Here is a 14295-nt window from a genome sequence, read left to right on the forward strand (position 1 = left end):
TGTCCTCGAAAATCGGGAAGGCTTCACATCGCCAAAATCAGCCGAACCGGCCCATGATATAGTCCTGGGTGCGCGGATCGTCGGGATTGGTGAACATCTTGTCGGTGTCGTTTTCCTCGACCAGGTTGCCGAGGTGGAACATGGCCGTACGCTGTGATACGCGCGCGGCCTGCTGCATGGAATGCGTCACGATGACGATGGTGTAGTTTTCACGCAGCTCATGGATCAGCTCTTCGACCTTGGCAGTCGCGATCGGGTCGAGCGCCGAGCAGGGCTCGTCCATCAGGATGACTTCCGGGCTGACGGCAACGGCGCGTGCGATGCACAGACGCTGCTGCTGACCGCCGGAAAGGCCGGTGCCGGATTCATGCACGCGATCCTTGACCTCATTCCAGAGGCCGGCGCGCTGCAGGCTCGTCTCGACGATCTGGTCCAGGTCGGCCTTGGATTTGGCGAGGCCGTGGATGCGCGGTCCGTAGGAGACGTTTTCATAGATTGTTTTCGGGAACGGATTCGGCTTCTGGAACACCATGCCGACACGGGCGCGGAGTTCGACGACGTCGATGTCAGGATCGTAGATATCGTCGCTGTCGAGCGTGATCTTGCCGGTGACGCGGCAGCCATCGATCGTGTCGTTCATGCGGTTCAGCGACCGCAGGAAGGTGGACTTGCCGCAGCCCGACGGGCCGATCAGGGCGGTCACGGTGTTTTCGCGGACGTTCAGATTGACATCGAAAAGCGCGCGCTTCTCGCCGTAATAAACGGAGACATCCTGTCCGATCATCTTATACGGGACGTTGCTCATTTTCTGGTCCAGCGCCTTCTCAACTGCAGCTTCCGTCAACATGTTCATGATCTCTACTCCGTTTACCAGCGGCGCTCAAAGCGACGACGCAAGAGGATAGCTCCCATGTTCATGACGATCAGGAACAGGAGCAGGACGATAATGGCACCCGAGGTTCTTTCCACGAATGCGCGCTCGGCTTCGTTGGCCCACATGTAGACCTGAACCGGAAGCGCCGTGGAGGGATCGAGTGGACTGCTCGGCGCCTGGGCGACGAAGGCGACCATGCCGATCAGCAGCAGCGGCGCAGTTTCGCCGAGTGCGTGGGCAAGGCCGATGATCGTGCCGGTCAGGATGCCGGGCATTGCAAGCGGCAGCACGTGGTGAAACACCATCTGCATCTTCGAGGCGCCGAGGCCGAGGGCAGCCGCGCGGATCGACGGCGGCACGGCACGGAGCGCTGCACGCGTGGCGATGATGATCGTCGGCAGCGTCATCAGCGTCAGCACCAGGCCGCCGACCAGCGGTGCCGAACGCGGCAGGCCGGCGAAGTTGATGAAGACCGACAGGCCGAGCAGACCGTAGACGATCGACGGGACGGCGGCGAGGTTGTTGATATTGACCTCGATCAGGTCCGTCAGCTTGTTCTTCGGCGCGAATTCCTCAAGGTAAATCGAGGCAGCGACGCCGATCGGCAGCGAAAGCACGAGAACGATCAGCATCAGGTAGAGCGAGCCGATGAGGGCGACGCCGAGACCTGCGGCTTCCGGACGGCTGGAATTGCCGTTGACGAAGAGGCCGGTGTTGAACGTCTTGTGGAGAGCACCGCTCGCCTTCAGCTCATTCATCCAGGCAACCTGCTTGTCGTTGACCTTACGGTTCTTCTCATCGACCGAAAGATTGATCTGGCCCTTGTTGGCGCTGTCGATATTGGCATCTGCAAGCACTGTAATATTGACGGTCTTGCCAATGATCGACGGGTCGGCAACGACCATGTCGCGCAGCTGAATGGGCGCCCCCTTGGACAGCATGGCGGATGCATCGCGCACGTCAGGACGGCTTGCGGCATTGATGCCGAGCTGCTTGACGATCGCGTCGCGCAGCAGAACCGGATAGTTGGCAGCGACCAGCACCGAAGGGTCGGTTGCACGCTTGTTGTCCGGGTCGATCGTCTTCTCGGAGAATTCGATCGGCAGGGTGATCGACGTCTGCAGGAAGGCCGTATAGCCGTTGCTGATGACCGTCCAAAGCAGAATGAAGAGGAAGACGAGGCCGAATGCTATGGCTGCGATGCCATAGGCCTGGAACCGGCGCTCGGCAGCGTAGCGACGCTTGATGCCGATATCGCGACGCGCGGGCGCCTTAGAAACGGTAACGCCGGCGACGGGGGAAACAATATTCGTCATTCGTACTGCTCCCGATATTTGCGCACGATATAGAGCGCGTAGATGTTGAGGCAAAGCGTGATGCAGAACAGCGTGATGCCAAGTGCGAAGGCAACCAGCGTCTGCGGCGAGGTGAACTCAAGGTCGCCGGTCAGCTGGTTGACGATCTTGACGGTCACTGTCGTCATCGGCTCGAAGGGATTGATCTGGATACGGGCGGCGACACCGGCGGCCAGAACCACGATCATGGTTTCGCCGATGGCACGCGAAGCGGTCATCAGCAGCGCGCCGACGATACCGGGAAGGGCTGCGGGCAAGACCACCTTTTTGATGGTTTCGGAGCGTGTGGCGCCGAGACCGAGCGAGCCGTCACGCAGTGCCCGCGGAACTGCGGTGATGATATCGTCCGACAGCGAGGAAACGTAAGGGATCAGCATGATGCCCATGACGATGCCTGCGGTGATGACGCTCTGTGCCTGGATGAAGTTCGTATAGCTGCCGCTCAAAAGACCGCTGATCTGCGCCGAGAAATCACGCAGGAACGGCCCGACGGTGACGAGTGCAAAGAAGCCATAGACGATCGTCGGAATGCCGGCGAGCACTTCGAGAAGCGGCTTGGCGATCGAGCGCACTCTCGAAGAAGCATACTCGGCCATGTAGATGGCGGCAAAGAGGCCGACCGGCACGGCGACCAGCATGGCGACCAGGCCGATATAGAGCGTGCCGAGCAGGAGTGGGATGAGCCCGAACTGGCCGAAGGAGGAGCTGCCCGCACCGGCAAAACGCGGATCCCAGACCGTTCCGAAGAAGAAGTCGACGAAGGGAACGACGGCGAAGAAGCGGCTCGCTTCTGTCAGCATCGAGAGCACGATGCCGATCGTCGTCAGAATGGCGATGGAGGATGCAACGAGCAGCGCCCAGAGCATAACGCGCTCGACACGGTTGCGGGCACGGAAGCGCGGAGCAACGGAGCGCAGCGCATAGAAAGCACCTGCGACAGATATGAGCAGCACGATCGCCGTCATGATGACGCGGCTCGTCATGCTCTCCGAGTTCAGGGTCTTTGCGGCAGCGATCATGTAGGGCTGCGGCTCGCCGGCGAGCGGTACGCCCTTCTCGCTGAGCTTTGCCTGCAGACCCGCAGGATTGCTCGACAAGGAGGAAACCTCATCCGAGGTCAGCAGGTTCATGCCGCGGGCAACCGTGGCGACCATGCTGTAGGCGAGGTCCTGCTGGACGACCGGTTGCGCCTTCACGTCGTCAGGAAAGGCGCCGCGAACGGAGGAAGAGATGATGCCCGGGCTGATAGCCAGCCAGGCAAACAGAACGATCAGGGAAGGCAGAACAGCCCAGATCGCGGCATAGGAGCCATAATAGGCCGGCCGCGAATGCAGGGCAGAAGACCTGCCTCCGGAAAGCGCCATCGCGCGGCTGCGCGCAGCCACATAGGCAACGGCGCCGATCACTACCAGGCACAAGAGTATGATGGATGTGCTCATTCGTTACGTCCCCAGGCCCACAGCCCCCAAAGAGCCAGGCAGCTCCAGGAGCGTGCCATCGGCTTCAATATCATGGAGAAGAAGTTCATCCGCCCGGCACCCCAATGGAGCCGGGCGGATAAGGTGATGCCGGCGCGACGCCCCCGAGCGTCGCGCCGGCAAAGTCATTACATGGTCTTGCCGGCCTCTACGGCCTTACGGATCGCTTCGCGCTCTGCATCCGGAGCAGCAACGAGACCGTATTCGACGAGCGGGCTGTCAGGGCCGATCATCTGGTCGGATACGAAGAAGTTGACATATTCCTTCAGGCCCGGAACGGCGCCCAGATGTGCCTTCTTGACATAGAAGAACAGCGGACGGGAAACCGGGTAGGTGCCGTTGGAAATCGTTTCCGTCGACGGAACGATGCCGCTCATGGTCGCAACCTTGAGCTTGTCAGCGTTGTTTTCGTAGAAGGAGAGACCGAATACGCCAACGCCGGTCTTGTTGGCAGCGATGCGTGCCAGCGTTTCCGGATAGTCGCCGTCGATGTCGACAGCAGCACCGTCCTTGCGAACTGCGACGCAAGCCTTGCCCTGGGCAGCCTTGTCGGCGATTTCCTTGGCGATGACTTCCTGAGCGCCGGAAGCCTTGCAGCCGGCGGCGAGAACGTTCTGTTCGAAGACTTCGCGCGTGCCGTGCTTTTCGCCCGGGATATAGGCAGCGATATCAACAGCCGGAAGCTTCGGGTTGACTTCAGACCACTTCTTGTAGGGGTTGGCGACGAGCTTGCCGTCAACGACAACCTGGGCAGCGAGGGCCTTGTAGATGTCGGCCGGAACGTAGGCAACGTCCGGGTTGGAAGAGTCGGTTGCGAAGACGATGCCGTCATAACCGATCTTGACTTCCTGGATGTCCGTTACGCCGGCAGCCTTGCAGGCTTCCGCTTCATTCTTGTTGATCGGACGCGAGGCGTTGGCAACGTCGATCGTGTCTTCACCGACGCCCTTGCAGAATTCCTTCAGACCAGCGCCCGTGCCGCCGGATTCGACGACCGGCGTCTTGAAGTTGGTGAAGGTTTCGCCGAAGGACTCGGCGACGATCTTTGCGTAAGGCAGGACGGTGGACGAACCAGCAACCTGAATCTGGTCGCGAGCAACTGCAACGCCAGCGAAAGCGGCGGTTGCAGCAAGCGCGGCAACAGTAAGTTTAAAGGTGTTCATTTGAATCTCCCGGCATTTGGGCTTGTGTGAGTGCGGCCTCAAAGAGGCCCTCGCATTGCCTTTTTTCATCGGCAGGACTCTCTTAGCGCCTTAAGCACCGTCCTTTTATGTCAAATCGATGAAACATTTATGACAAGATAAATTCTTGATTTTAAATGTAAAAATATTGCGTTGAAAAATTGCATGCGACATATTGCGTCAGAAGCGCACGGTAAACTCCGTTCCCTTGCCCACCTCTGATTTAACGATCAGCCGTGCACGATGGCGCGTCAGAATATGCTTGACGATGGCAAGCCCGAGCCCCGTGCCCTTCTTGGAACGGCTGTCTTCGATGCTGACGCGATAGAAGCGCTCCGTCAAGCGCGGCACATGTTCGGCCGGAATGCCTGGCCCCCTGTCGACGACGCTGACCTCCACCGGCTGGCCCGATCCATTCTTCAGCCAGACATCGACGACTTCACCTTCCTGGCCATATTTGCAGGCATTTTCCATCAGGTTCTCGAAGACCTGAACGAGCTCGTCACGGTCTCCCAGCACTTCGACCTTGCCGTCGGGCAGGTGCAGGTTGATCGAGACGCCGACATCCTTCGCAAGCGGCACGAGCGAATCCCTGACGTGGCCGAGAAGCGGCACGAGATCCACTTTCTCATCGGGGGCGATATGCGACTTGAGCTCAAGCCTCGACAGAGACAGAAGATCGTCGACGAGCCTGCTCATACGCGTCGTCTGGTCGAACATGATGCCGAGGAAACGTGCCTGCGCCTTCGGATCGTTCTTAGCCGGACCCTGGATCGTCTCGATGAAGCCGCGCAGCGAGGCAAGCGGCGTGCGCAGCTCATGGCTGGCATTGGCGACAAAATCCGAGCGCATGCGATCGATGCGGCGTATTTCGGAAATATCCCGGAAGGAGAGGATGTAATAGCGCTCGTTGCGGCCATCATCATCCTTGAATTCGACAGGAGCGCTGCGAACGATATAGACGCGCTCTGAAGGCAGCCGCTCGGAATGTTCGATCTGGTTCGGGGCGTTGGTGGCGATGGTTTCGCGCACCATGTCCAAGACGCCGGGAGAACGCAGCCTTGCCGATATATGGGAGCCGAGCGTCACCTCGCCGAAAGCCTTTTCGGCCGCGCGGTTCTGAAACAGCACCGAGGCATCTTCCGAGAGCACCATGACCGGGATATCGAGGCCGGCCAGCGTGGCGGAGACTTCCGGCAGGCGGCTCGGAGGCACTTCAGGCTCGGGTTCGACCGGCTCGTCTACATCGTGTCTGATGACCGGCGCCTCGTTGAAGAGCGAGGTGAAGATCATCACAAGCAGCAGGGCGAGCACGATCCATTTGTTCATGCCAGCGGCAAGCGCGACAAGCGCGCTCAGCAGCGTCGCCAGCAGAACCGGGCGCTCGCGCCGGATGCGCGCCAACAGGCTTTTTGTCCACGGCGTTTCGTCTTCCAAGCTGCCCCTCGCGGCGTCGATTCGTTTTTCTTTATATTCAAACTCTGCCTGATAGCCGCGTTTCATGACAGAAGTTTTCCATTTGAGAAACTTGCGCGAAAAGCCGCAGCGCGCGTCACCGAATTGCGCTTTGCTTACGCAGAGGATTTGATTTTCAATGATAAATATGTTCGCCTGCTGAAAAATGAAATCATCAAGCGCAGGAGGAGACGATGGCCGAAGACGTCGAAAGCAGGGTTGTGGAGCTGGAGATCCGGGGCAAGAGACGCGTCTTCGATATCGATGATCCCGTGCTGCCCGACTGGGCAGATGAGCATGCGCTGGAATCCGGCGACTACCCATACAAGAAGAAGCTGAAGGACGACGAATATCTCGACGAGCTCAGGAAGCTGCAGGCCGAGCTCGTGAAGGTGCAGTTCTGGCTGCAGGCGACGGGCAAGCGGGTGATGGCGCTCTTCGAAGGACGCGACGCGGCCGGCAAGGGCGGCGCGATCCAGGCATCCTCGGCTCACATGAACCCGCGCCTTGCCCGCGTGGTGGCGCTCGCCAAGCCTACGGAGCGGGAACAAGGTCAATGGTATTTCCAGCGCTATATCGCACAGTTTCCGACATCGGGCGAATTCGTGCTCTTCGACCGTTCCTGGTACAATCGCGCCGGCGTGGAGCCGGTCATGGGCTTCTGCACGCCGAAACAATACGAGGACTTTCTCAATCAGGCGCCGCAGGTGGAAAAGGTCATCGCCCACGAAGGCATATTCTTCTTCAAGTTCTATCTGGATATCGGCCGGGAAATGCAGATCAAGCGGTTCCATGACCGGCGGCACGATCCGCTCGCTGTCTGGAAGCTCTCCTCGATGGATATAGCCGCATTGACCAAATGGGACGACTACAGCGAGAAGCGCGACCGCATGCTGAAGGAAACCCACACGGAGTTTGCGCCCTGGACCGTGATCCACGCCAATGACAAACACCGGACGAGGCTCAACCTCATTCGCCACATGCTGAAAACCATCGACTATGACGGCAAGGACAAGGACGCGATCGGTGCGCTTGATGATAAGATCATCGGCGCGGGTCCCGGCTTCCTGAAATAAACCTCCCAAGCAAACCGGGCCACTTACTGGCCCGGCAGGATCCGCACGGCAAAGAGATTGATGCCACGGGCCTTGCCGTCGACATCGCTGTTGATCATCAGCCGGCCCGGGGAATTCGGCGCCAGGGAGCGGTCGAAGCGCACCTGCAGCAGCGTGTCCGACTTTTCGCGCGTGACGTTGAAACGATGGCGGGCGCAATTGCCGAGCGACTGGAAATCGCACTCGACGGTGATCTGTGTAGGCTCGTCCGTGGTGGACTGCAGGGTCAGCGCGATGGTCGAGGACTTGCCGGCAAGCTGCTGCAGGACATCGGCCGGAATGGTGATGGAAACATTGCCATCCGTATTGCCGCTCTGGGAGGTCAGGCGGACGGCCGGGCCTTCGGTTTCAGTGACACTTTCCTTACGGGCACGCGGGCCGCTCTCGATCTTGTCGGCATCCGAGGGCTTGAAGACCTCGATCCAGTCTGCCGAGAAGCTGTTTTGCGGGTCGATCGCCGCAGGTTGGTCGCCATCCGAGGGGGCGCTGTTGCCGGCACTCTCCTCGCCATCGAAATCTTCCGGCTGCGTGCTGGCGGGCGGATTGGCGACGCTTGTGTCACGCTCAGCCGCCGTCTTCAGCAGGCCAGAACTATAAGCCCACCAGGCACCCGTCCCGATGAAGGCGAGTAGCACGCACCAGACAAGCAGGCGCGAGAAGAACTTGCGCGGCCTGCGGCGAACAGCGGCCCGTTCGGGGCGGAAATCCATGCCGCCACGCCTGTCCGGCGTCGCGCGCGTCTCTCCACGCATCTCTCCATCTGACGCGGCCCCCAGCTGATCGGCGCTGCTGGCGTGGACATCATCCAGGCTTGCATCGTCCGCGCGCCGGGAAGTGGCGTTGTAGCCGCGCGTTTCACCTGTAACGGCCAGGCTGTCGTCCTCGCCCTCGCGATAGGCGGGCTCTTCCGCACGATAGGCGGGCTCTTCCACGTGATGGGCGGGCTCAGGGATCTCCACAACAGGCGGAACCGGAACTTCCGGAGGCCCCTGCCGCGGGTGAAGGCGCGCGCGCTCTTCACTCTCGATGGTGTGGATCGTGGTTTCGAGGCGGTGGCGGTGATGGGCCACCACTTCGGCATCGGTGATATCCTGCTTGCGCAGGCCGGCTTCCAGCGCCTGACGCGCGGACTGATAGATGCGTGCACGAACTTCCGCACTGTCGCGGTCGGAATTATCCAGCGCAGTTCTGATAGCCGTTTCTAGTCCGCTCACATCGGGCCCTTCACGTTTCGTGCCGGCATCAACCCCAAAAGATTGAATGCCTGTCAAAATTCGGTAGCGGCAAGTGCGGCAAACCGCAAGCCTTGCAGCCCTTCCGGAGCGCATCGGCGGGGGATAAGCAGCGCCGGACGTTCCGAATTCTCCATTAGATATAGTGAAAATGGACAGGATTACGGAAAAGACAGCAAGAAGAAGACCACACTCTTTTCCTTGGTCGCTCTTTTCCTTGGTCGCTCTTTTCCTTGGTCGCTCTTTTCCTCGGGCACTCTTTTCCTCAGGCGCTCTTTTCCTCAGGCGATGGCTCTGCTAATCAATTGACGTTTTCGTAAACGTCAAAAAGCGGTGAAAGCATGGCCCTGCCCCCGATACTTAGGGATAATCTGAGACTGCCGGTCATCGGCTCGCCGCTTTTCATCGTCTCCCATCCGGCGCTGACACTGGCGCAATGCAAGGCCGGCGTGATCGGCGCGTTTCCGGCCTTGAACGCGCGCCCGGAAAGCCAGCTCGACGAGTGGCTGGCAATGATCACCGAAGATCTTGCCCATTATAATGCCGGGCATCCGGAACGACCGGCCGCACCCTTTGCGGTCAACCAGATCGTCCATATGTCGAACAAGCGGCTGGAGCACGATCTGATGCTCTGCGTGAAATACAAGGTGCCCGTCGTCATTTCCTCGCTTGGCGCCGTGCCGGAAGTGAATGCAGCTGTTCATTCCTACGGCGGTATCGTGCTGCACGACGTCATCAACAACCGCCATGCCAATTCGGCAATCCGCAAGGGTGCCGATGGACTGATCGCGGTTGCAGCGGGTGCTGGCGGACATGCGGGCACGCTTTCTCCCTTCGCACTGGTGCAGGAGATCCGCGAATGGTTCGACGGCCCGCTGCTGCTTGCCGGCTCGATTGCGACCGGCGGCGCCATTCTCGCAGCACAAGCAATGGGCGCCGACATGGCCTATATCGGCACCCCCTTCATCGCGACCGAGGAGGCACGCGCCTCCGATGCCTACAAGCAGGCGATCGTCGAGGGTGCCGCCGCCGATATCGTCTACTCGAACTATTTCACCGGCGTGCACGGCAACTACCTGAAGCCCTCCATTCGCGCGGCAGGCCTCGACCCTGACGATCTGCCTGAAGCCGATCCCTCGAAGATGGATTTCGAACAGGCGACGGGCGGCGCAAAGGCCTGGAAGGACATCTGGGGCAGCGGCCAGGGCATCGGTGCGATCAAGACGGTGGAACCGGTGGCAAAGCTGGTCGACCGGCTGGAAGCGGAATACCGGGCCGCCCGCACCCGGCTGGCGCTCTGAAGCACAGGCCTTTCCACTAAGGGGGGCCCTTCCACTGAAGGGAGCCTTTCCACAGGCTCAGCTTTTTTGCCCGGGGGCATAAGAGGGTGCTTGAAATCTTCAGACAATGCCTGTATCAGCCCCATGCAAATCGCGGGCCGCATGCTTCGCCCGCCGGATTGCCGCTTTAGCTCAGTCGGTAGAGCACATCATTCGTAATGATGGGGTCACGTGTTCGAGTCACGTAAGCGGCACCATTAGCCTCTTGATTGTAAGTATAAATTCTCGACGTCTTCAGATATTACCTGCCGACGACGCGCTCAAGTCGCCACGCATGCAGCGCAATTGCCTGCCAGAACGTCGTAACCACTCGAGTCTGTCAATACGAACTCGGCGGGTAAAATGTCAGCGTTCGATTGTCATTGACTCTACGAAATCGCGTTAGTTGTATTGGAATCGTGATTCTAGGAATGTTTCAGGGAAAATTATGAGCGCAAGGAAGTCGGTTCGGCTCCACCTTGTGGAGGGGCCCCCAGGGCATCCTGACCGCTGAGATCATAAACTGGACACGTCACGTCCTAAGTGTACCGCGCTCTAAGCTCGCAGGTCTTCTATCATGGCCCGAAGTCAAAAAGGCGGGAGTGTACTTTCTTGTTGGCCCCAATCCGGACGACGATGGTCAAACGTTCGTTTACATTGGCCAAAGGTGTTCTAACGCCGCGTTGTACAACGAGTTCAGGCCATATAGCGCCTGGGCACCCCGCCGAACCAGCCTAAGTCGGCGAAGGCCCTCGTGTCAAAAGGACCACGACGACTGCGAGCGACAGGAGCACTCCGAGTATATAGAATGTGTCGGAAAACGCCATGACGAAGGATTGTTGCTGGACGAGCGTGCCGAGCAAGATCTCGGCCTCATGATGTGCATGACCGATATCACCGGCGCCATGCGCCATAAAATACTGCTGCATGTCCGTCAGAAACTGCCCGACGTTGTTTCCATAGGGCGTGACCGACTGGCCGATGATGTTGGAATGGAATTGTTCACGTTTGGTGATGATCGTTGCCAATGTGGCCGTTCCCACTGCGCCACCGAGGCTTCGCATCATGTTGAACAGCCCGGATGCCGCTCCTGATTGCTCTCTGGGGATTCCAATAGTTGCGATACCGATCAACGGTGCGATCACCACGGCCTGACCAATTGCACGCACAATGTTGGTAATCATGAACTGGGGACCACCGTCGTCGAAGCTCAGATGCGTGTTCAGAAAGCAGCTTGCTGCGAAGATAGCCAGACCGACGGAGACGATGGCACGCCGATCGAAGTGCTTTTGCAGCAAAGGCACGAAGGGAATGATCAGAAGCTGCGGCAGGCCGGCCCAGGCCAGCACCAAGCCCGTTTGCTCGGCATTGTAGCCTTGAACTCCGTTCAGGTACGCAGGCAGCACGTACACCGAGCCATAGAGGGCGAAGCCAACAATGATATTGGCGAGGGTACCCAATCCAAAATTTCGGCGGGCGAGCAGACGTAGTTGGACAGCGGGTTTCTCGACGACCAACTCGATGATGATGAAAATCGTCAGTGCAATGGCTGCCAGGATGGCCAAGTGCACTATGTAGGGTGACCCGAACCAGTCGTCCTTGTTGCCTTCATCGAGCACTGTTTGCAGCGATGCCAAGCCAACCGCCATGAATGCGATGCCGAGCCAGTCGCCGTCGCGCAGCAATGCGAGGTTCATCTTGGATCGTTCCAGCGTCGGATAGAGCAAGCCAAACATCAACGCCCCGGGGACAAAGTTGATGAAGAAGATATACTGCCATCCGTAGTTTTCGGTCAGGTAGCCGCCGATGGTCGGCCCGATTGCTGGTCCGAAGGTCGCAGTCAGCGCGAAAGCCGCTAACCCCGTCGGCTGCTGGCGCAGCGGGATCGTCGTCAACACGCGAGTGAAGGCCATCGGAATCATCACCCCGCCCGTGAGGCCCTGCAATCCACGGAACATGATCATTTCCGATAGGTTCGTGGCAAAGGCGCAGCAGACGGAAAACAACAGAAACAGGCCGAGATTGCCGAGCAATGCGCGGCGGAAGGTGAAGACGCGGCTGAGATAGTCCGTCAGCGGGATCATGATGATTTCGCCGATCAGATAGGCGGTCGAGATCCAGGTGCCGTTGTCGGAACCGGTACCGATTCCGCCTTCGATCTGTGGAAGCGAGGAGTTGGTGATCTGAATGTCGAGGACGGCAATCAGCGCCCCTACCATACAGCCGCCAACCGCGATCCAAGTGCGCATGCTGGCGCCCGCCTCGCGCTCAACTCCAGATGTCTCCATGCCCGCCATCGCCGTAGACCTCCCAAGAATTACTTGCTTGCGTTCCCAGGAGGGTTGCCATCAACGGCCGGTCCAACCTTGATTGTGGTCGTTACCGACATCCCCGGAAGCAGGCGACCGGCAAGTGGATCCGACTTGTCGATGGTGATCTTGACGGGAACACGCTGGACGATCTTGGTAAAGTTGCCGGTCGCGTTGTCGGGCGGCAGCAAGGCGAACTCCTGACCGCTTGCCGGCGCTAGGCTGTTCACGATGCCGCGCACGGTGATACCTGAAAATGTATCCACGTCGATCCTGACCGGTTGGCCTGGCTTGACGTTGGCGAGCTGGGTCTCCTTGTAATTGGCGACGACATAGGCCGCCTGGAGCGGCACCACAGCCAGCAACAGTTGACCAGGCTGGGCGTAGAGGCCAACCCGGACTGCCCGCGCGCCGACAACTCCGTCGACGGGTGCTCGTAGCACCGTGTATCCGAGGTTGAGTTCGGCCTGAGCCAGCGCGGCAAGATTGTGATCAAGAGTTGCTTCTGCTTCGGACTGTTGAGCGTCCAGCGTAGCGATCTGCTTCTGCGCGGCGACCAGTGCAGCCTTGTCCTTGACTACGACGGCCTTCGCCGATTCGGCCTGCGACGCTGCCTGTTGGGCCTCTTCCACTGTTGCCGAACCCGTTTTTGACAGGGTCATGAAGCGCTGGTTGTTCTGTTCAGCGAACACCTCCGATGCCTGGTCGGTATTGATCGTCGCTTGCGCTTCGTCGATCAGGGCCTTCTGTTCGCTGAGTTGGGCGGCAATACTGACGATGGCCGCTTCGGCCTCGGCGACATCCGCCTTGGCCTGATCGACCGCCGCCTGAAAGTCGCGCGGATCAATCGTAGCGAGAATGTCACCAGCTTTGACCGGCTGATTGTCATTGACAAGAAGCGTCTGGATATAGCCCGCCACCTGTGGCGCTATCGCGACCACGTCGGCCTGCACATATGCATCGTCCGTCGATTGTTCGAATTGCCACACCGTCCAGTATTCCCAGCCGCCATAGGCCGCTGCACCAAGCGCCACCATCCCTATCGTACCCAGCACCAGCATTCGCCATTTCGGCTTTCGCGTCGGCGGAGCAGGTGTCCCTGCCTCCGCTTGATCGCTCTCATCTGAAGTTTTTAGGTTTGTGTTCGCAGGATGATTGGTGACATTCATGTTCATGGGGGCTCCTGCCCCTGAATAGCTAACTGGCGGTTTGGGATGCACCGGGATTTAGCGATTCCAGCAAGTTGGGTTCAGCCAGCCGGCCGACCCGACTGGGAAGGCAGTGATGCGATGGGTAAAAATTATCGCGTTAGTGTGTGTTCCATAACCATACGTTGGTGTAGGATATGCCGTGCTTTCTGGTCACGGCTTTGAGTTCGGGCTTGCGACGTAGACCCACTGCAGCAGGTCGTTGATCTGGCTGTTTGGATGCCCGTTGACGGTAAGCGGTGGGCCGACCCCACCTTGACCGAGATCATCGGTAGACTTGGATCATCGGTAGACTTGCTATTCGCCGCATGAGTTGCGCTCTGGTATCGCGGCACACGCTGACATTGCAAGTTTCGCGAAAACCCCTGACGGCCATAATCTTACCGGCGCGGCGCGGCCGTTCGAGGCGCTGAGACGCGCCCGTCCCCGACGACGGCGCGTATTGCGATAGTCTATCCATTTGATGATCCGCGCGAAATATGAAGGCCGACTGCTATCTGCGTTCCTGCGCAGGGGCTTTCGGATTTGGCGCAGTGCGTCTCAGGGACATTTCATCCATCCAGGCGCCGACTTCGTCCGACCGCCAGAGATTGTTTTTTGCGACCTGTATCGGACCGGGAAACTTGCCGTCCCTGACCCAGAGCGTCCCGCTCGAAACGGGCGCGATCTTCTGGACGTCGCTCGTGCTCAACAGTGTGCAGGTGATTGCGCTGCCAGTCATGCTCGTTCCGCTGAGACCGATCAGAGGCAGAATGCGCGACGACGGCTG

11 protein-coding genes and 1 tRNA gene are annotated in these 14295 nt (G+C 59.3%); 3 read left to right on the forward strand and 9 right to left on the reverse strand.

Annotation, left to right across the window (positions count from 1 at the left end; genetic code table 11):
* Positions 1–37: 37 nt before the first annotated feature.
* From pstB to phoR, 5 genes are all read right to left on the reverse strand, one after another.
* Positions 38–853, reverse strand: a complete 816-nt coding sequence (pstB, locus tag AC1DTN_RS01435; RefSeq protein ID WP_037101137.1) for a phosphate ABC transporter ATP-binding protein PstB — start codon at positions 851–853, stop codon at positions 38–40.
* Between the two features lie 14 nt (positions 854–867).
* The gene (gene pstA / locus AC1DTN_RS01440) at positions 868–2190 is read right to left on the reverse strand and encodes a phosphate ABC transporter permease PstA (protein ID WP_113322920.1); all 1323 of its coding nucleotides are present in this window, start codon (positions 2188–2190) and stop codon (positions 868–870) included.
* Positions 2187–3668: a phosphate ABC transporter permease subunit PstC gene (pstC, locus tag AC1DTN_RS01445; protein WP_439014019.1), complete on the reverse strand. Its 1482-nt coding sequence runs from the start codon at positions 3666–3668 to the stop codon at positions 2187–2189. Before pstC ends, pstA begins: the two co-directional genes overlap by 4 nt.
* A gap of 167 nt (positions 3669–3835) precedes the next feature.
* Positions 3836–4870, reverse strand: a complete 1035-nt coding sequence (locus AC1DTN_RS01450) for a substrate-binding domain-containing protein (protein WP_439014018.1) — start codon at positions 4868–4870, stop codon at positions 3836–3838.
* A 198-nt stretch (positions 4871–5068) separates the two neighbouring features.
* The gene (gene phoR, locus AC1DTN_RS01455) at positions 5069–6292 is read right to left on the reverse strand and encodes a phosphate regulon sensor histidine kinase PhoR (RefSeq protein WP_439017167.1); all 1224 of its coding nucleotides are present in this window, start codon (positions 6290–6292) and stop codon (positions 5069–5071) included.
* Positions 6293–6537: 245 nt separating this feature from the next.
* Here phoR and ppk2 point away from each other — a divergent pair, with 245 nt between their 5' ends.
* Positions 6538–7419, forward strand: coding sequence for a polyphosphate kinase 2 (gene ppk2, locus AC1DTN_RS01460; RefSeq protein WP_439014017.1), 882 nt, complete (start codon positions 6538–6540; stop codon positions 7417–7419).
* Positions 7420–7442: 23 nt separating this feature from the next.
* Here ppk2 and AC1DTN_RS01465 read toward each other — a convergent pair whose 3' ends face one another.
* Positions 7443–8672 carry a hypothetical protein gene (locus AC1DTN_RS01465; RefSeq protein ID WP_477919680.1) on the reverse strand — a complete coding sequence of 410 codons (1230 nt, stop codon included), beginning with the start codon at positions 8670–8672 and terminating at the stop codon, positions 7443–7445.
* 359 nt (positions 8673–9031) lie between these two features.
* Here AC1DTN_RS01465 and AC1DTN_RS01470 point away from each other — a divergent pair, with 359 nt between their 5' ends.
* Both AC1DTN_RS01470 and AC1DTN_RS01475 read left to right on the forward strand, forming a co-directional pair.
* Entirely contained in the window at positions 9032–9991 is a 960-nt protein-coding gene (locus AC1DTN_RS01470; protein WP_439014014.1) for an NAD(P)H-dependent flavin oxidoreductase, read from the forward strand.
* Between the two features lie 160 nt (positions 9992–10151).
* Positions 10152–10227, forward strand: a tRNA-Thr gene (locus AC1DTN_RS01475).
* Between the two features lie 516 nt (positions 10228–10743).
* Here AC1DTN_RS01475 and AC1DTN_RS01480 read toward each other — a convergent pair.
* From AC1DTN_RS01480 to AC1DTN_RS01490, 3 genes are all read right to left on the reverse strand, one after another.
* On the reverse strand, positions 10744–12306 hold the full coding sequence (locus AC1DTN_RS01480; protein ID WP_477919682.1) for a DHA2 family efflux MFS transporter permease subunit: 1563 nt from the start codon (positions 12304–12306) through the stop codon (positions 10744–10746).
* A gap of 20 nt (positions 12307–12326) precedes the next feature.
* A complete protein-coding gene (locus AC1DTN_RS01485; protein WP_477919684.1) occupies positions 12327–13493 on the reverse strand; it encodes an HlyD family secretion protein in 1167 nt (388 codons plus the stop codon).
* Between the two features lie 526 nt (positions 13494–14019).
* Positions 14020–14247 carry a helix-turn-helix transcriptional regulator gene (locus tag AC1DTN_RS01490; RefSeq protein WP_477919685.1) on the reverse strand — a complete coding sequence of 76 codons (228 nt, stop codon included), beginning with the start codon at positions 14245–14247 and terminating at the stop codon, positions 14020–14022.
* Positions 14248–14295: the final 48 nt, after the last annotated feature.

Source organism: Rhizobium sp. 01T444 (assembly GCF_056398305.1).

What these genes read in the sequence shown, in the direction of transcription:
- ppk2 (WP_439014017.1), top strand. Translation starts at nt 6,538, where the DNA reads ATGGCCGAAGACGTCGAAAGCAGGGTTGTGGAGCTGGAGATCCGGGGC.
- pstA (WP_113322920.1), bottom strand. Translation starts at nt 2,190, where the DNA reads ATGACGAATATTGTTTCCCCCGTCGCCGGCGTTACCGTTTCTAAGGCG.
- pstB (WP_037101137.1), bottom strand. Translation starts at nt 853, where the DNA reads ATGAACATGTTGACGGAAGCTGCAGTTGAGAAGGCGCTGGACCAGAAA.
- AC1DTN_RS01485 (WP_477919684.1), bottom strand. Translation starts at nt 13,493, where the DNA reads ATGAACATGAATGTCACCAATCATCCTGCGAACACAAACCTAAAAACT.
- AC1DTN_RS01470 (WP_439014014.1), top strand. Translation starts at nt 9,032, where the DNA reads ATGGCCCTGCCCCCGATACTTAGGGATAATCTGAGACTGCCGGTCATC.
- pstC (WP_439014019.1), bottom strand. Translation starts at nt 3,668, where the DNA reads ATGAGCACATCCATCATACTCTTGTGCCTGGTAGTGATCGGCGCCGTT.
- AC1DTN_RS01490 (WP_477919685.1), bottom strand. Translation starts at nt 14,247, where the DNA reads ATGACTGGCAGCGCAATCACCTGCACACTGTTGAGCACGAGCGACGTC.
- AC1DTN_RS01450 (WP_439014018.1), bottom strand. Translation starts at nt 4,870, where the DNA reads ATGAACACCTTTAAACTTACTGTTGCCGCGCTTGCTGCAACCGCCGCT.
- AC1DTN_RS01480 (WP_477919682.1), bottom strand. Translation starts at nt 12,306, where the DNA reads ATGGCGGGCATGGAGACATCTGGAGTTGAGCGCGAGGCGGGCGCCAGC.